The sequence below is a fragment of the Klebsiella sp. S69 genome (assembly GCF_016516145.1).
Lineage (GTDB): Bacteria > Pseudomonadota > Gammaproteobacteria > Enterobacterales > Enterobacteriaceae > Klebsiella > Klebsiella oxytoca.
In genome coordinates this window covers 81480-98850 of record NZ_JACVUU010000007.1, presented here as the reverse complement: position 1 = coordinate 98850, position 17371 = coordinate 81480, and the positions used below count along the sequence as shown (strand labels likewise).

Genomic DNA, 17371 nt, shown 5'->3' with positions numbered 1-17371 from the left:
GTTTGGCGGGTTACCCTGGCCAACGCGGCGGCAACGTCTGTTTTTTAACATCTTTGCCCGGAATCTCCTGTCTGACAGGATGTGAAGCAGCTCAAAAACGGCGATTTCTAAACCAATTCTGAACCACAGCACAAATTCATGACGTTACAATTGCGGCAATATTGCGCTGCAATTACAGTGTAGCGTGGAAAAAGATCTATCTGGCCAGCAGACAACTGGCGTGAATGAGGATGAGCTGTGTCAGAGTTGTTATCCATCGCCCTGTTTCTTGCTTCGGTGATGATTTATGCATTAAAAGCCGGTCGTAATACCTGGTGGTTCGCCGCCACGCTCACGGTGCTGGGCCTGTTCGTTATTCTGAATATTACCCTCTACGCCAGCAATTACTTCACCGGCGATGGTATCAATGACGCGGTACTTTATACGTTGACCAACAGCCTGACGGGCGCTGGCGTGGGCAAATATATCCTGCCTGGCGTTGGGCTGGTCGTGGCGCTGGTCGCGGTATTTGGCGCACTCGGCTGGGTGCTCCGCCGCCGCCGGCATCACCCTCATCACTTTGGCTACAGCCTCGTGGCGCTGGTTCTGGCGCTGGCTTCAGTGGATGCCAGCCCCGCTTTTCGCCAGATTAGCGAGTTGGTTAAATCCCAGTCCCGCGATGGCGATCCTGACTTCGTGGCTTACTACAAAGAGCCATCAAAAAGCATCACCAATCCGCAACTGAACCTGGTGTACATCTACGGCGAAAGTCTGGAGCGCACTTATTTTGATAACGACGCCTTCCCGGACCTGACGCCGGAGCTCGGTAAACTCAAAAGCGAGGGGCTGGATTTCAGCAATACCGCCCAGCTGCCCGGCACCGACTACACGATTGCCGGAATGGTCGCCTCTCAGTGCGGAATCCCGCTGTTTGCGCCGTTTGAAGGCAACGCCTCGGCCTCAGTTTCCAGCTTTTTCCCGCAGAATATCTGCCTTGGGGATATCCTGAAAAACTCGGGTTATGAGAACTACTTCGTACAGGGCGCGAATCTGCGCTTCGCCGGAAAAGATGTCTTCCTGAAGTCTCACGGCTTCGATCATCTGTACGGCGCGGAAGAGCTAAAAACCACGGTTGCCGATCCGGCCTATCGTAACGACTGGGGCTTCTACGATGATACGGTGCTTGATGAAACCTGGAAAAAATTCGAAGCGCTTTCGCAGTCCGGTAAACGCTTCTCGCTGTTTGCTTTGACGGTCGATACCCATCATCCGGATGGTTTCATCTCCCGAACCTGCCAGCGCAAAAGCTACGACATGGACGGCAAAAAGAACCTTTCCTTTAGCGCCGTCTCCTGCAGTCAGGAGCACATTGCGGCGTTAATCGAGAAGATTAAAGCTTCTCCGTGGTTCAAAAATACGGTCATCGTAGTGTCATCCGATCACCTGGCGATGAAAAACAGCGCCTGGGATTATCTGAATAAGCAGGATCGCAGCAATCTGTTTTTCGTCCTGCGCGGCGATCAACCCCAGCAGGATACGCTGGCCGTCAAACGTAATACCATGGATAACGGCGCGACGGTGCTCGATATTCTCGGCGGCGATAACTTTATTGGCCTTGGCCGCAGCAGCCTTTCCGGAGAATCGCTCTCCACTGTGTTCCTCAATATGAAAGAGAAAGTGCTGGCGTGGAAGCCGGATATCATCCGCCTGTGGAATTTCCCCAAAGAGATGAAGAACTTCACCGTTGATGCGCAGAAAAATATGATCTCCTTCTCCGGCAGCCATTTCCGCCTGCCGCTGCTGCTGCGCATCTCCGACAAACGCGTTGAGCCGCTGCCAGAAAGCGAATACTCCGCACCGTTGCGCTTCCAGCTGGCCGATTTCGCGCCGCGTGATAATTTCGTCTGGGTCGACCGCTGCTACAAGGTGGGTCAGCTGTGGTCGCCGGAAGTGGCGCTCTCCACCGACTGGTGCGTATCGCAGGGCCAGCTGGGAGGCGAACAGAAAGTCCAGCGCGTCGACAAAGCCCAGTGGCAGGGTAAAACCGCGTTCAAAGATACCCTTATCGATATGGAGCGTTATAAGGGCAACGTCGATACGCTGAAGATTGTCGATAACGACATTCGTTATAAAGCCGACAGCTTCCTGTTCAACGTTGCCGGCGCGCCGGAAGAGGTGAAGCAATTTAGCGGTATCTCTCGACCGGAAACATGGGGGCGATGGTCTAACGCTCAGCTCGGCAGCGAAGTGAAAATTGAATATAAGGAGCCGCTGCCGGAGAAATTCGATCTGGTGATTACCGCCAAAGCCTACGGGCCGAATGCCAATAAGCCGATTCCGGTACGGGTAGGCAACAGCGAACAAACGATCGTACTGGCTAATGATGTCACCACCACTACCCTGCATTTCGATAATCCGTCGCGTAGCAGTACGTTGACGATTGCGCCGCCGGACCCGCAGTCCACGAACGAGGGCAATATTCTCGGCCACTCCCCGCGTCAGTTGGGCATCGGTATGGTTGAAATCAAAGTGGTGAAAAACGAAGGGTAACCCCTTCCACCCGGCGACTTTTGCGCCGGGTCGCGGTGACTGGGTGCGGATATTAGCTATGCAGCGGCTTTAACTCATCCGCTGAGAGCCCCGTAATCCGCTGAACCGTCTCGGTATCTAAACCGTTTTGCAGCATACTGCCGGCAATGCGCAACGCTTCCCGCCGGCTACCTTCCTGCAGACCTTCCAGGCGCCCTTCCTGCCGGCCTTCCTGTATCCCTTCCTGCTTGAGTTTTTGAGCGATAGACATCAACCTCTCCTCATATTGTGGCAGACGGCGGGCCAACCGGCGGAGAAACACGCTCGGATCGGCGGTGTTGCCGTACTGCAGCATATAATGAAACAGCACTCTCAACTGCCTGCGGTTAGTGTATCCCAGCATGACAAGGGTCGCCAACGACTCCGTAATCCCGCTGAGATCGCGCTGGCGAATATGCTTTTGCATCAGTTCCAGCAGCGCGACCCGCCGGTGCTGAACAATTTCATCGTCCGGTATCACTGTCACATCAACCAGCGGAAACGGACAGGCATACAGCGTCCTCGCCATCTGCGGGTCGGCAAATTCGTCCAGCCAGTTCAGGGAAAAGGGATAGGGGCTGGTCGCTCCGTGATAAAAAAGCATCGGCACCACCAGCGGTAGCGTTTTGTGCCCGGCGTCGAGATGACGCTGCATGGCGGCAATCGCATAGCGCATCAGGCGAAAAGCCATATGGTTATCCGGCGAGCTCTGATGCTCTATCACCACATACACATATCCCAGGCCGCAGGGGGTTTGTACCGACCATAGTACGTCCGAGTACCAGGCGCGCAGATCTTCATCGACAAAGCTCGCCGGTTCCAGCCGCAGGGTAGAAAAATCACATCGCTGACGGATCGCTTCCGGCAGGTGCAGCGTGAGAAAATCATTCGCCGTTTCCGGGTGGCGAAGAAATCGCTTAAAAACCGCATCATGCGGCGTTGAGGTCATCCGTTTTTTCATGGCCGTCCGCTTGCCAGAAAGAGAAGGAAAGCCGGACTCTACCATCGGTTTTTGACCCGTTGGGTTTGACGATAATTTTCTGGGAAGCGCCTCGGAGAATAGCGCGGCGGCCAGCCGGGCTGGCCGCCATCAGCATAGCTTAGTAATCAAACTGACGATAATAACGACGGATATTAAGGTCGTGTCCGGTATGATGTTCGAAGTGGGCCGCCAGCCGGTCCACCAGCAGAGTAGAAACGACACACGGCGCCATGATCCAGCGGAAAGCATCATCAATACCGTTCAGCGGATAGTCACGCGGGTCGATAACCACCAGGTGGTCGGTGATCTTCTCAGCAAAGCGCTCAACGCGCTCATCCAGCGCCCGACATTTACCCTCGCCTTTCACCAGGAACAGGGGGACCTCTTTTTCCAGTAACTCCAGGGTGCCGTGGAAAAACTCAGCCGAACTCACCGACTTGGTCCGCTTCCACTGCATCTCTTCGAGAATACACATCGAGAACAGATAGACCTCGCCCCACATTTCCGCCCCGCCGATCCACATCATATAGTCGCAGCCGTGATACTGAGCGGCAATTTTATCCGCCTGCGGATCGAACTGGCGTTTGGCCTGCAGAAGATTTTCCGGCAGCAACTCCAGCTGGCTGGCAAAACGATCGTAATGGGCGAAATCGCCGTGACGATAAATGACGCGGAAGAATAACCAGTAGAGCAGCATATATTCATATTCCACACCGTTCTTGTGGCACATCGGAATATGCCAGCTCGCCGCCTCAGCTAATGGCGAATCGGCATTACGGGTAATGGCCACGACGCGAATCCCCTGTGCTTTGCACCATTCGGCAATGGCCACCGACTCTTTGGTATCGCCGGATTTGGATAACGTCACCACCACCGCATCTTTATTTAATTTTTTATGCCCGCGATGGATTAATTCCGCCGCCTGCTCAAGATAAACCGGCACGCCGGTTAATTCTTTAGCAAACTCATTAATTGCCATCATCGGAGCTAAAGAACCGCCTACCGAGGCGAAAAATAAGGCGCTGCAGCCGCTGTGATAAATATCGTCGGCGACGGCTTCCGCCTGTTTGCGCGCAGCGATGATTTCGCGAGCACTGGTCAGGTACTCGTCCTGATTAAAACCCAACATAGTTTTCTCCTGAATAATCAGATTTTACTTTTTAAGACGCGGTCAAAATCGTCAAAAATACGTTTAGCCAGATCGATGCCTTTCAGTCCGGCGGTATGCCAGGCCAGCATCTGGACGGGAACAATCAGCAGCAGCGGCGCCAGGTGATGTTCACACGGGCAGTTTAGCGCCAGCGTCTGCGCATCCTCTTCGTCGCTCAGCGTCAGCGTAAAGGCGCGGGCAATGGACGGCGCCATATAGTCCCGCAGCGCCCGGGTCCGCCCATCCGGTGCATCTTCAATAAACAGCATCACATGGCGGCAATTCGCCTCCAGATAGGGACCATGCATATAAGCTTCCAGCTCAAAGCCGCTGGAAGGCACGCGCACCGTTTCGGTAAATTTAGTTTCAAACTCTTTCGCGACCCCAACCAGAGCGCCATAGCCGGTGGCGACAAAGCGCTCGCCGCCCCGCAGCGCTTCGCCATGCCTGTCGATAAACCGCGAGGTGCGGTCAATGACATCCGGGATCGCCGCCGCCAGCCGCTGCAGTTCGGCAAGATAGCGCTGCTCCTCGGCCTCGCTGGCTTTTCCCTGGCTACGGGCGATGGTCAGCGCCATCAGCAGCAAATTCAGCACCGTCGCGCTAAACCCTCTGGTGACAAACCCCACGCTTTCAATCCCGGTGTTGATATCCAGTATCCCGTCGCAGGCCCGGGCTATCGGGCTTTGCGGATCGGAGGTCAGAGCAAAAACCGGCAGGCTCAATGCCTGCACCTTACGCATCGCCTCCAGCGTTGAGGCGCTTTTACCGCTCTGCGAAATCGCCACCACCAGATCGGTATGCGGATCGACCGCCTCGTAGTGCGTAAAGTTGTACGGCTCTTTAATCTCAACCAGGACGCCGAAGCGCTGCTCAAAGAAATAGCGCGCGCACAGGGCGGCATTCAGCGACGACCCGGTCGCCAACAGCAGAATGCGGCGCACCGGGTGCTGGCGGGCAAAAGTCTCAATCGCCGCCAGCTTTTGCCGGTAGTCGCGCAGGATCTGCGTCAGACAGGCCGACTCCTCACTGATATAGGTCATCATCGTTGCTACCATTTTCGACTCCTGTTAAAACAAGCCAATCCACGAACCCAGAATGCCCACCAGCGCCATCCCCCCGATAATAGAGAGCGGTTTAACCTTGCGCCCCAGCAGCCAGTAAACGATGCCGAAACTTACCAGCGGCAGCATGCAGGGCAGAATGTCGTTGATAATGTCCTGCACCTGGGTTTTCGCCTCTCCGGCGCCGAATGCGATGGGGATGGTGATATCAATCATTGAAGCGGTCATCGCCCCGACCACCATCAGGCCGATAATCGACGCGCCGTAGGTCAGACTCTCCATCATTCCGCTCTTCTGGATGCGCTGCAGTACCCCGGTGCCCAGCACATAGCCCCAGCGGGTAAAGAACCAGCGCACCAGGATGTGCGGCACGTTAAACACCAGCAGAAACAGGATGGGACCGAGAATGTTGCCTTTCAGGGCCAGGCTGGTGCCGATGCCGGTGGCGATCAGGCGCAGCGTGCCCCAGAAGAAGGAGTCCCCCAGCCCGGCCAGCGGCCCCATCAGCGACGCTTTGACGTTATCAATCGCGTTGGCGTCCATGTTCTTCTGCTGGCTATTCTTCTCCTCCATCGCCGCGGTGATCCCCAGCAGCAGGGTGACGATATGCGGCGTGGTATTGAAAAACACCAGATGTCGCTTTAACGCCCCGGCCAGCTCCTCTTTGCGCGGATAGAGCTTTTTCAGCACCGGAATCAAGGCGTAAACAAAGGCAAGATTCATCTGCCGCTCATAGTTCCAGGAGAACTCCATCTGGAAGGAGCGCCAGAAGACCCGGCGTAGATCGCGCGGCGTAATACGGGCCTCTTCCTGCGCCTGCGGCTGCAGAGTTTCTTCAGAAATCATCTTCGTCGTCATCGCTGACTCCTTGTTCTGTCGTCGTACGAGGTGAGCTCAACGCGGTGACGTTAACCATGACCACCGCCACAATAGCGCCGAGAATGGCGATGCCGGTTACCGGAATTTTCAGGTAGGCCATCAGCACGAAACCGAGGAAAAAGTACGGCGCAACTTTCTTATTAATCAGTAGCCTGGCGAGCATTGCGAAGCCGAGGGCCGGAATGATGCCGGTGGCGACGCTGAGCCCGTGTTTGATAAATTCCGGGATCGTGTCAAGCAGGGATTTCACCGCATTGCTGCCGACCAGGAATGACACGGTGACCACCGTGGCGAGCATCAGCGACAGCCCGAAGCCAGCAATCAAATGCATACGTTCAATGCCGCGGGTATCCGCCCGCTCCGCATAGCCGTCAGCCTTCTGGCTGAGCATCGGAATAAACATCCCCAGATAGACGTTTTTCAGGATCAGCGTCAGGGTGGCGATGGGCAGGCCAAGCAGCAGCGCCGTTTCCGTTCCCGCGCCGGAGGTAATGGCGAACGCCACGCCGAGAATACCGCCGGTTACTACATCAGGCGGAATCGATGCGCCGACCGAGAAAGAGCCAATAAAGGCCAGCTCAAGCGTCGCGCCCATGATGACGCCGGTTTGTACATCCCCCAGCACCAGCCCGGTCAGCAGCCCGGTCACGATAGGCCGCGAAATCAGCGACGTTCCTAATGCATATTCCGATTGCGCGATAAACGCCACCAGCCCCAGTAAGAGAGCCTCTACCATAATCTGTCCTCCGCGGAATTAAACGCATTCCGCAAAAAGCTGTTTGCGGTCGTTAGGGACCTGGCGAATCTCAACTTCGACGCCTTTCCCAACCAGTTGCTGCAGTTGCTCTATTTCTTCCGGGAGTAAATTAATCGCCTTAGAGATATTTTTACTGCCCTCTTTGGCTTTAATTCCGCCGAGATTAATACTTTTAATTTCCTCGACGGCGCTGGCAATCCGCCAGGCATCATTTACCGATTCCACGACGATAAACAGATTATATTTGTCGGTCACGCCGCTTTTTATCGATTCAATAGAGTCGTTAATATTTTTAATCACCAGTTTGACTGAAGGGGGTTTAGCGAGCTTAATCGTCGTTTTCCGTAGCTCATCATCAGGGACATTATCGTTGGCAATTAAAATGCAATCAGCGCCGACATACTGCGTCCAGGAAAAGGCAACCTGGCCGTGAAGTAATCGATGGTCAACCCTTAATAGCGTAATCATAGTGTTCCCTCATTTCAGAAGTCTTTATCAATAGTCATCGCACTGGCAATCGTCTGATTGCAGTACTGAATGCTCTCTTTGGCGCTTATTAATGCTTCAGAAATTAATTTTTCGGTATTCTCTTCGCCAGCTGAAATGAGCAAATCAATAATCAGCGGCAGATTTAAGCCGGACAATAAATGAAAGTGCGGGCGCGATAGAAAGCGCACAAATTCATTATTGACGCTACCGGCGAAAATATCCGTAATCACAATCAGCTCATCCTGGGCGGGAAAACGCGCCAGCAGCGTCTCCACCTGCTGCGTGAGGTCGGCCTCCTCCTCGACGTAGGCGCACAGGGTATGAATATCCGGCTGTTTACCGAGGATCAGCTCCACGGAGTTCAGCAAACCGTTAGCAAAGGTGCCATGGCTGGCAAAAATATAGTGTCGTTTCATCCTTACCTCGAAAGCGCATTCCACTGCTTTCTTGATTGCAACCGGCGTGCCAGAAACAGTGGCGCGCCGGCTAGCGCAAGGATCAACTAATGAAGGGGATTAAAACTCTTGATCTTCCTGAATAAATTCCGTTTCCCGCGTCAGAATATCGTGAATGTAGTACAGCTCTACGGCGGGGATTTTGACACTATATCCACTCTCTATGACACTAAAAGCCTCGCGGAGCGTCGCCAGCTCGCTCTGCGGACACTGCCTTCCGGAATAATGGGATGGCGAGGCGTTGCGGATCAGGCGCTCTATCAGACAGCTGATATGCACATACAGCGCTACCTTGCGATCGTTAGGCACATCGCAGCCGGCCAGATGCTCATAGCGCAGTAAAAACTGCTCAACCTGATTGATCACTTTACCGGTATCGAGGATCGTCACCGACTCGATCACCCGGCGCAGCGAGAAATTCTTCAGGATCAGGTTATTGATTTCGCTGACCTGCTCAGCGGTGGCCAGCTCGCCGAAGATGCGCATCAGCGGGCGGCTCCCTTCGCCGGAGATTAACGAATCCAGCGAAATCCACGGCAGATCGGCAAGCTGCGGGTCCAGGGTTCCGACGATCGCCAGCACCTCATAGCGGCTCAGCATCGGCTGCCGCCGCGCGGGATCGGCGAGCGTCTCCACATCGCATGCCACAATATCGATCCCCAGTGCTTCAGGGATGCTGGCTTTTAACAGCGCCGACAGATTCGCCGCCGCTCCCAGGCCGGTGGCGCAGGTCGTAAGAATCGCCCGCGGTTTGTCCGTTTGCGGGTAATAGAGCTGATGCTCGATCGCGAGGTCACCGCGGATCTCCCGGACGATATCTTCCAGCATGTCGCCCTGCAAAATTCGCTCGCCGACGTACATCGCCATCCCGGTCGAGACGTTATTAATTATCGCCATCGGCGTCGTCAGCCGACGGTTAAAATGGCTATGAATGGCGTTCAGCGAACCCATATCGACCAGGATGACCAGTCCGGAGGCCAGCGCGTGACTCTCAATATAGGCCATCACCTGGTTAGCAATAGCCTCCGGCGTGACATCAAGCGGCATATCGAATGACTCAAACAGCTGGCTTTTCAGCAACCGGTTCGCCACGTTAGCGATACTGCTGGCGGTGGCGTAACCGTGGGCGAGGATAATTGCCCGGGTCACCTGCTGCTGGCTAATGGCGCCATTTTTCTGTAACCACAGCACCAGCAACAGCAGGTCAATACGCCGGGGTTCAATGTCCAGCTTCAGCGCCAGCGCGGCGAGGATCTCTTCACAAAAGCGATACAGCAACGGATATTTTTGCGCCAGGAAATCCTCCAGCTGGCGGCTTTTCTCGTTGCTCATCGTCGACTGCGCCTGGCGGGAACGATGAATCAGGTAGTGGCTTAGAGCATAAATACAGTTGCCGTTAAACTGGATATTGAAGCGCTTTTCAAGGCGATAAAATTCCTCCCGCACCTGATGCGTTATCAGCAGCAGCATATGCGAACTCTGGGTATCGTGATTATCAAATATCAGCCGATCGAAGAGGGTTTCAATCTCCTCGCCCATGCTTTTTTGCGCTTCTTCCCAGAGCCTTTTTTTGCTCAGCACCGCCTCATACAGCGCGAGAACGCGGCACTGAGTATCATAAATCAGCCCCTGAACCGGGTCGCGCGCGCGCAGCAGCCAGACCAGGCTGGTTTGCGGTTCGATAAGCAGCGGCTCTTCATGGCCCATCGGTTCACTAAGCGCCGGCGTCGCGGCCATGATATTTTCCGGCAGATCGTGCAGCGTGACGTTCAGCTTCTCGCTGCCCGGAGCCCTGGCCCAGGCTGACGCAACGGCGTACTTAATCACGTTTTTTAGCTCACCGACGTTACCGCGATATACGTAGTGCGTCAGCACCTGCAAAAGCCGGGGCGTCAGCTGCAGCCGGGCGGCGAGCGTGCGCGCCTCCTGCCAGAAAAACTGCAGCGTGAGCGCTTCTTTCTCGTGGCGGCTGCGGGTCTGTAAATCAGGCAGGCTAACGAGGATCGGGATACGACGAATAAAGGTGGTCAGAAACGTGCTGTGAATATCTTCGGTGGTGGCAAACACCAGCCGCAGGGATATCGGCATCCCCTGCGCCGTTTCTCCCACCCGATAGATCTCTTTGCGATCCAGCCAGGTGAAGAGCTTCTCCTGTCCCTGCGCATCCAGACGGTGGACTTCATCGAGAAACAGCACGCCGCCGTTTGCCGCTTCAAACGCCCCGGCTTTATCGCCCTGCGCGCCGGTAAACGCGCCTTTCACGTAGCCAAACAGGTTGGCGGCCAGCAGCTCCGGGTTGCTGGCATACTGGGCGCAGTTGAAGCTGACAAAGGGCGCATCGGGCGGCAGCAGTCCCTGGGCGATGGCAAACTCATGCATCAGCTCCGCCATATAGCTTTTGCCAGTTCCGCTGTCGCCGACGATCAGTAGCGGCAGGCCACCGTTGGGATAAAACAGCGCGGTTTTCATCTGTTCGATCGGCTTGCGCAGGCTACCGTCATGGCCGGTAAGCAATGAAAAATGATCCGCCTGCTCCGGCTGTCGATCGCTCTCCGCGAGCAGCTCCGCCATGCTGGTGTACTCGCTGCGGGAAAGGGGGAAAAACTGCTGGCAGAAGGCGGCCTTATGCAGAAAATAGACCGGACGGGTATTAATCTTCACCAGCACATCCTGGGCCACCAGCTGATTCAGATAGTGGCTGGCGGTATTTCTTTGCATGGCAAAACGCCGGGCCAGGTAGCCGGCGGTGAAGACCTCGCTCAGGTTATCCGGATCAAAAAAATCGGTCTGATTTTGCAGAAAAGCCAATAGTTCCGTTTTACGCATCGCATCCCCCATCAATGCCATCATAGGTACTTAGAGCCTCTTCCAGTAGGCGTTATTGGCGCAGGCAGTTTGAACACGGCCAGCGCGGAAGAACCGGAGCGTACACGTAGTACGTGAGGATTCTGAGCACTGTCCAGGTTCAAAATGGCAAGCAAAATAGCCCTAATGGGATAGGCTCTTATGATGCGGGAAATCTGCCAACCATTGGCGCTTAATTTATTTTTTGCGGTTCAGAGCACAAAAAAAACGGCGTCCAAATCCGCGGACGCCGCACAACAAACCGACTACAGCCGCCTCAGGGCCTCCCGCATCCCCGCGCTCAAAATCATTTCCAGATACCGCGTGACCTGATCGGCAAGCCCCGGTATTGCCGTCAGATCTTCACCCCAGTGCGCTGCATCCTGCAGGACTTCCGTGACCAGTTCATGCAGCGGGCGGCCGCGCGCCACCTGCGCCCATCCTTCGGCAAAACGGGTTAGCCAGACGTCATCATCCTGCAACGGATAGGTCTGTCCGTCGCGCTGGCCGCGATAGAAGGCGATGAGCGCCGCCAGGGCAAACGTTAGCCGCGGCGGGATCGTGCCGTGCCGGCGAATATTCGTCAGCAGCTGCGGCAGGATCCGGGTACGAAACTTAGTCATGCCGTTCAGGGCGATGGAGAGTAGCTGATGGCGAATCCAGGGATTAAGAAAGCGCCCGGTCACGGCATCGGCAAACTGCCGTAGCTCATCGGCGGGTAAATCCAGCGCCGGGATAATCTCCTCGTCGATAGTTTGCTGCACATAATGGCGTATGGCCTGATCATGCATCGCTTCGCCAACGGTATCGACACCGCACAGCCACGCCACCGGCACCAGCGCGGTATGCGCGCCGTTAAGAATGGCAACCTTGCGCTCTTTGTAGGGCCGGATATCCTCTACGATACGGATATTGAGCGGGTAGCGATCTAGCCGCAGCGTCTCCGCCAGCGCCTGCGATCCCTGGATGACGAATAACCAATAGTATTCGGCGGTATCCAGGAAAGCATCATGGTAGCCCAGTTCCGCCTCCAGCTTTGCCGCTTCCTCGCGCGGATAACCGGTGACGATACGGTCAACCAGCGTTGAACAAAATGTATTGGCGGTCTCAACCCAGTCGCGAAAAGCCGCGGGCAGTTGCCACTCGTCGGCGTAGCGTAGCACCAGCGCCTTCAGCGCTTCGCCGTTGTAGTCGATCAGCTCACAGGGGATAATCGTCCACCCCTTATCCGCTGCGCCGTTGAAATGGCGGAAACGTTCGAGCAGCAGCTGGGTCAGCTTCGCCGGAAAGCTGACCGGCGGCTTATCGTCAGGCCGGTCCCCGGCATGATAGCTAATACCCGCTTCAGTGGTATTTGAAAATACGAACTCAATCGCCGGATTACGAGCCAGCGCCAGATAGCCAGCAAAATCATGCCAGGGGTTGATCTCGTTATTAACGGAGCGAATAATCCGCGCTTCGCTGACCGCCTCGCCACGTTCGTCCAGCCCGCGGATCACCGTGGTGTAAAGTCCATCCTGGGTATTGAGCGACGGCGGAAACTCGGTGTTGATCGGGCGAATAATGGTCACCCCTGCCGCCAGATCGGTTTGCTCATTCAGCCGATCCAGCTGCCAGTCGATAAACGCCCGCAGGAAGTTGCCCTCGCCGAACTGAATCACGCGCGTCGGGTAGTGCGGCCCGGGAAAATCTTGTCTGTTTAACGATTTCATAGCCTTTCCTGCTAAAAATGAATGACGCCTTTAATAAGCTGGCGATTGTTAATCACTTCGCTTTCGTAAATCTCGGCCAGCGACCTGAAATCGTAACGGTGGGTCAGCATCATTCTGGCGGTCACTTTTCCCTCAGCCATTAGACGTCCGACTTTGGCGAAATCCTCTTCCGTCGCATTACGGCTGCCCATCATGGTTGTCTCTTTCTTATGAAACTCCGGGTCCGGGAACTGCAGTTCACCTTTAAACAGGCCAACAAAAATGATGCTGCCGCCGTGACGGATTAAATTTACCGTGTTGTTCATCGCCTGCTGATTCCCCGTGGCGTCGATCACCTTCTGCGCCAGCGAACCACCAAACATGTCACACAGCTGCTCGGTGAATTGCGGGTCAGAAGGGTCGAGCGTGGCCAGACCAAGGTGCTGCGCCACATGGTCGCGCCGCGCCGGGCTGGTATCCGCCACCACCACCTGCGCCCCGTCGGCTTTAGCGATAGCCGCCGCCCCGAGACCAATGGGTCCCGCGCCGACCACCAGCACCTGCTCTCCCGGCTGGATAGCGGCGCGACGCACCGCGTGGGCGCTGATGGCGAAAGGCTCAATCAGCGCTGCGGCTTCCGGCTCGACGTCATCCACCACCAGCAGATTTTTTACCGGCACGCAGAGGTACTCGCTAAACCCGCCGTCCCGATGCACGCCGATCACCGAAATTTTCTCGCAGCAATTAGTCCTGCCGCTCAAACAGGCCGGACACTGACGGCAGGCAACGTAAGGTATGACGACTACCTGCTGTCCGCTTTTCAAGTTAAGAATATTTTTACCGAGACCGATAATCTCGCCGCATATTTCATGTCCGAGCACGCGTGGATAACTAAAAAAAGGTTGATTCCCTCCCCAGGCGTGAATATCCGTACCACAAATCCCCACCGTTTTTATTTTAATGAGCACTTCATCATCACCGGGAATGGGAATCTGGCGTTTTTCCCAGCGCAATATTTTAGGTTCCTGACAAACTAATGTATTCATCGACGTCATAATAATTGCCTCCGTATTTGTTGGCTTAGATATCGATGAAAAACAGAGGTGAGAATAAATTCATTGCAAAAATTGTGAAATCTCACGCACAAAACTGTTTTAAATCCGGCTTTAATAGCTAAAAAATGGAGATGTATAATGAGCCGCTCGCAAAACCTTCGTCACAACGTCATTAACCAGGTCATTAACGATATGGCGCGCGGCTTTCTTCCGTCGCCGCTGCCCTCACAAAGCGCGCTGGCGGAGATGTACAACATCAGCCGCACCACCGTGCGCCATATCCTCAGCCACCTGTGCGAGCGGGGCGTATTGCGTCAGAACGCTCGGGATTATCAGATCCTTCGCCAGCCGGAGATGCAGGACGGCTTCGATGGCTCCAGCGCCTCGCTGGCCGAGCAGAACCGTCTCTTTGAGCAGGCGTTTTTCACCATGATTAACCAGCGTCAGCTGCGCGCCGGAGAGATGTTTTCCGAGCTGCAGCTGGCGCGTGCTGCCGGCGTCAGTCCGGTCGTAGTGAGGGAATTTTTGTTGAAATTCAGCCGCTACAACCTGATTGAAAGCGAAAAGCGCGGCCAGTGGAACATGAAGAAATTTGAGCAATCCTGGGCTGAGCAGCTGTTCGAGCTGCGGGAAATGCTGGAAACCCACGCGCTTCAGCATTTTCTCAATCTCCCGGACAACGACGCCCGTTGGCTGCAGGCGAAAACCCTGCTTGAGCGCCATCGCGCACTGCGTGACAGCATCGGCGACAGCTTTCGTATGTTTTCCCAGCTCGATCGCGACTTTCACTCGCTGCTCCTGTCCGCGGCTGAGAATATATTTTTCAATCAATCGCTTGAGATTATTTCCGTGATTTTCCACTTTCACTATCAGTGGGATGAGAGTGACCTTAAACAGCGTAATATCATCGCCATTGATGAACATATGACCATCCTGAGCGCGCTTATCTGCCGCAGCGATCTGGACGCCAATCTGGCGCTGCGTAACCACCTGAACTCGGCGAAGCAATCGATGATTAACTCGCTCAGGCAGAGCGAATCCCTGGCTCATTAAGTACCGATTAAAAACAGAAAATGATTATCAGCAGCACAGTTCTCAAAACATAATCCAGTGCCAGAAAAAAGGTTATTTATGCTGAAAACAAGTCGACTTACTTTACTGTGAAATAGGTGGGTGGGTTTAAACCATTCGATGTCACTTGTCGTTCAAATAGAATAACCAGGAGTCAGGCGTGGAATCACGAAATATAACTATCGACCCGCAGACAACCTTTGATAAAGGAAAGGCGGAGACTGCCAGCGTTCCGTTAAATAATACGTTAACGCGCAGCGCGCGCATTAAAAAAATTCAGACAACGGCAATGATCCTGTTATTTCTGGCGGCGGTGATTAACTACCTCGACAGAAGTTCATTGTCCGTCGCGAACTTAACGATTCGCGAAGAGCTGGGGCTCAGCGCCACCGAAATCGGCGCATTGCTGTCCGTTTTCTCGTTGGCCTACGGCATCGCCCAGCTCCCCTGCGGGCCGCTGCTGGACCGTAAAGGCCCGCGCATCATGCTGGGGCTGGGCATGTTTTTCTGGTCGCTGTTCCAGGCGGTCTCCGGGATGGTACATAGCTTTACCCAGTTCGTGCTGGTGCGTATCGGCATGGGGATCGGCGAAGCGCCGATGAACCCGTGCGGCGTCAAGGTGATCAACGACTGGTTTAATATTAAAGAGCGCGGCCGCCCGATGGGCTTCTTTAACGCCGCCTCGACGATTGGCGTCGCGATCAGCCCGCCGATCCTTGCCGCGATGATGCTGATGATGGGCTGGCGCTGGATGTTCATTACCATCGGCGTGCTGGGGATCTTCGTCGCTATCGGCTGGTATATGCTCTATCGCAACCGGGAGGATATCCCCCTCACCGCCGATGAGCAGGCCTACCTTAATGCCGGAAGCGTCAACGTTCGCCGTGACCCGCTGAGCTTTGCCGAATGGCGCAGCCTGTTTAAAAACAAAACCATGTGGGGAATGATGCTGGGCTTCAGCGGCATCAACTATACCGCCTGGCTGTATCTGGCCTGGCTGCCGGGCTACCTGCAAACGGCGTATAACCTCGATCTGAAAAGTACCGGGTTTATGGCCGCCATTCCTTTTCTGTTCGGCGCCGCCGGTATGCTCATCAACGGTTACGTTACCGACTGGCTGGTTAAAGGCGGCATGGCGCCGATCAAAAGCCGTAAAATTTGTATTATTGCCGGGATGTTCTGCTCCGCCGCGTTTACGCTGATCGTGCCGCATGCCACCACCTCTATCGCTGCGGTGCTGTTAATCGGCATGGCGCTGTTCTGCATCCACTTTGCCGGTACTTCCTGCTGGGGTTTAATTCACGTCGCGGTGGCATCAAGAATGACCGCGTCCGTCGGCAGCATCCAGAACTTCGCCAGCTTTATCTGCGCCTCCTTCGCGCCGGTAGTGACCGGGTTTATTGTCGATACCACCCACTCATTCCAGCTGGCGCTGGTGATCTGCGGCTGCGTCACCGCCCTCGGCGCGCTGGCCTATATTTTCCTGGTCCGTCAGCCGATTAGCGACCCGCGTAACGGCTGAATCTTAACGCCCTGCTGATGGCAGGGCGCTCAGCGTTGCGCTCATTTCATACTGTTTTAATACCCCAGGCGTATAGCCGGCGGCCTGGAACAGGGGGGTAAAGCGTTCCGGGATGGTCACCGAGGTCCCGAGCCCCGGAAAGCGTTGGGCAAGCGCTATCAGCATTTCCCGCCCTAGCCCGCGCCCGCGTGCGGCGGGCTCGACCCATAAAAACTGCAGCTGCGGCCTGCTGGATAAGGTGGCCAGCACGGCGAAAGCCTGGTGATGGAAACTCATGGCCCGACACGGCAGGGTGCTGAAGGTAAACGGGTCCATGAGCCAGGGCAGCTGGCCATTAATCTCGGCGCCGGCCCTGCGCGCCAGCGCCAGTACATCATCATCCTGTAATACGGAGGGCCCGTCGCTCCCAGCCTGCGCGCTGAAATAGCCGCACAGCCCGCGCCGGATCTCAAAGCCCAGCGATCGATACAGCGCTACCGCAGCGTGGTTATCGCGAATAACCTCCAGCCACATCCGCCGTACGCCCTGCTCGCGCAATGCATCCAGCAGCGACCCCATCAGCCGGCGTCCGACGCCCTTTCCGCGATACGCGGGTCGCATCGCAAATGCCGCCAGCCTGGCTTCATCGCCGCGCCGGGCGACAACGGCCATCGCCGCAGGGACATCACCATCCAGCCAGACGCAGGAATCCAGCAGGCTCAGCCCTTCGGCGTTAAAACGCTGGACAAAAACCTCTACCGACAGCGTGACGGGAACCAGGTAATCTTCGAAACAGTCGCAAAGGATCGTCGTCAGCTGCGCGACGCTAAACTGAGTGGCGGAAACGGCGGTAAGCTCCATACATTTCTCCCGGAGGCTGCTATGC

14 protein-coding genes are annotated in these 17371 nt (G+C 55.5%); 3 read left to right on the top strand and 11 right to left on the bottom strand.

From position 1 onward, the window contains the following. The first annotated feature begins 237 nt into the window (after positions 1-237). Entirely contained in the window at positions 238-2529 is a 2292-nt protein-coding gene (opgB, locus tag IAE27_RS08960; RefSeq protein WP_154022773.1) for a phosphatidylglycerol--membrane-oligosaccharide glycerophosphotransferase, read from the top strand. Between the two features lie 52 nt (positions 2530-2581). Here opgB and IAE27_RS08955 read toward each other — a convergent pair whose 3' ends face one another. The 10 genes from IAE27_RS08955 to IAE27_RS08910 all read right to left on the bottom strand — a co-directional run bounded on the left by IAE27_RS08955 (position 2582) and on the right by IAE27_RS08910 (position 13913). Continuing rightward, entirely contained in the window at positions 2582-3508 is a 927-nt protein-coding gene (locus tag IAE27_RS08955) for an Rpn family recombination-promoting nuclease/putative transposase (RefSeq protein WP_017145046.1), read from the bottom strand. A 139-nt stretch (positions 3509-3647) separates the two neighbouring features. Beyond that, the gene (locus IAE27_RS08950) at positions 3648-4658 is read right to left on the bottom strand and encodes an SIS domain-containing protein (RefSeq protein ID WP_004110359.1); all 1011 of its coding nucleotides are present in this window, start codon (positions 4656-4658) and stop codon (positions 3648-3650) included. A 17-nt stretch (positions 4659-4675) separates the two neighbouring features. Then, positions 4676-5737: an SIS domain-containing protein gene (locus IAE27_RS08945; RefSeq protein ID WP_004108501.1), complete on the bottom strand. Its 1062-nt coding sequence runs from the start codon at positions 5735-5737 to the stop codon at positions 4676-4678. Positions 5738-5749: 12 nt separating this feature from the next. Continuing rightward, positions 5750-6601, bottom strand: a complete 852-nt coding sequence (locus IAE27_RS08940) for a PTS system mannose/fructose/sorbose family transporter subunit IID (RefSeq protein ID WP_004108503.1) — start codon at positions 6599-6601, stop codon at positions 5750-5752. After that, positions 6579-7358: a PTS mannose/fructose/sorbose/N-acetylgalactosamine transporter subunit IIC gene (locus IAE27_RS08935; protein WP_004108505.1), complete on the bottom strand. Its 780-nt coding sequence runs from the start codon at positions 7356-7358 to the stop codon at positions 6579-6581. Before IAE27_RS08935 ends, IAE27_RS08940 begins: the two co-directional genes overlap by 23 nt. An 18-nt stretch (positions 7359-7376) precedes the next feature. Continuing rightward, positions 7377-7847: a PTS sugar transporter subunit IIB gene (locus IAE27_RS08930; RefSeq protein WP_004108507.1), complete on the bottom strand. Its 471-nt coding sequence runs from the start codon at positions 7845-7847 to the stop codon at positions 7377-7379. A 14-nt stretch (positions 7848-7861) separates the two neighbouring features. Further along, positions 7862-8284 (bottom strand): PTS sugar transporter subunit IIA, encoded by a 423-nt coding sequence (locus IAE27_RS08925; protein WP_004108510.1) that lies wholly within the window; start codon positions 8282-8284, stop codon positions 7862-7864. A gap of 99 nt (positions 8285-8383) precedes the next feature. Continuing rightward, positions 8384-11149: a sigma 54-interacting transcriptional regulator gene (locus IAE27_RS08920; protein WP_032742623.1), complete on the bottom strand. Its 2766-nt coding sequence runs from the start codon at positions 11147-11149 to the stop codon at positions 8384-8386. Positions 11150-11433: 284 nt separating this feature from the next. Beyond that, positions 11434-12879: a tagaturonate reductase gene (locus IAE27_RS08915; RefSeq protein WP_154022880.1), complete on the bottom strand. Its 1446-nt coding sequence runs from the start codon at positions 12877-12879 to the stop codon at positions 11434-11436. A gap of 11 nt (positions 12880-12890) precedes the next feature. Next, positions 12891-13913, bottom strand: a complete 1023-nt coding sequence (locus IAE27_RS08910) for a zinc-binding alcohol dehydrogenase family protein (RefSeq protein WP_004110354.1) — start codon at positions 13911-13913, stop codon at positions 12891-12893. Between the two features lie 138 nt (positions 13914-14051). Between IAE27_RS08910 and IAE27_RS08905 the strand changes: the two genes are divergently transcribed. Beyond that, positions 14052-14966, top strand: a complete 915-nt coding sequence (locus IAE27_RS08905; RefSeq protein ID WP_004108518.1) for a GntR family transcriptional regulator — start codon at positions 14052-14054, stop codon at positions 14964-14966. A 178-nt stretch (positions 14967-15144) separates the two neighbouring features. Next, complete coding sequence (locus IAE27_RS08900) at positions 15145-16506, top strand: MFS transporter (protein ID WP_064345415.1); 1362 nt, start codon at positions 15145-15147, stop codon at positions 16504-16506. 3 nt (positions 16507-16509) lie between these two features. On the opposite strand, the gene IAE27_RS08895 is transcribed toward IAE27_RS08900, so the two are convergent. After that, entirely contained in the window at positions 16510-17346 is an 837-nt protein-coding gene (locus tag IAE27_RS08895; RefSeq protein WP_154022881.1) for a GNAT family N-acetyltransferase, read from the bottom strand. Between the last annotated feature and the right edge of the window lie 25 nt (positions 17347-17371).

Bases quoted from the DNA above. Each gene is read 5' to 3' on its own strand.
- IAE27_RS08905 (WP_004108518.1), top strand. From the start codon at position 14,052: ATGAGCCGCTCGCAAAACCTTCGTCACAACGTCATTAACCAGGTCATT.
- IAE27_RS08955 (WP_017145046.1), bottom strand. From the start codon at position 3,508: ATGAAAAAACGGATGACCTCAACGCCGCATGATGCGGTTTTTAAGCGA.
- IAE27_RS08910 (WP_004110354.1), bottom strand. From the start codon at position 13,913: ATGACGTCGATGAATACATTAGTTTGTCAGGAACCTAAAATATTGCGC.
- IAE27_RS08920 (WP_032742623.1), bottom strand. From the start codon at position 11,149: ATGCGTAAAACGGAACTATTGGCTTTTCTGCAAAATCAGACCGATTTT.
- IAE27_RS08945 (WP_004108501.1), bottom strand. From the start codon at position 5,737: ATGGTAGCAACGATGATGACCTATATCAGTGAGGAGTCGGCCTGTCTG.
- IAE27_RS08940 (WP_004108503.1), bottom strand. From the start codon at position 6,601: ATGACGACGAAGATGATTTCTGAAGAAACTCTGCAGCCGCAGGCGCAG.
- IAE27_RS08950 (WP_004110359.1), bottom strand. From the start codon at position 4,658: ATGTTGGGTTTTAATCAGGACGAGTACCTGACCAGTGCTCGCGAAATC.
- IAE27_RS08935 (WP_004108505.1), bottom strand. From the start codon at position 7,358: ATGGTAGAGGCTCTCTTACTGGGGCTGGTGGCGTTTATCGCGCAATCG.
- IAE27_RS08930 (WP_004108507.1), bottom strand. From the start codon at position 7,847: ATGATTACGCTATTAAGGGTTGACCATCGATTACTTCACGGCCAGGTT.
- IAE27_RS08915 (WP_154022880.1), bottom strand. From the start codon at position 12,879: ATGAAATCGTTAAACAGACAAGATTTTCCCGGGCCGCACTACCCGACG.
- IAE27_RS08895 (WP_154022881.1), bottom strand. From the start codon at position 17,346: ATGGAGCTTACCGCCGTTTCCGCCACTCAGTTTAGCGTCGCGCAGCTG.
- IAE27_RS08925 (WP_004108510.1), bottom strand. From the start codon at position 8,284: ATGAAACGACACTATATTTTTGCCAGCCATGGCACCTTTGCTAACGGT.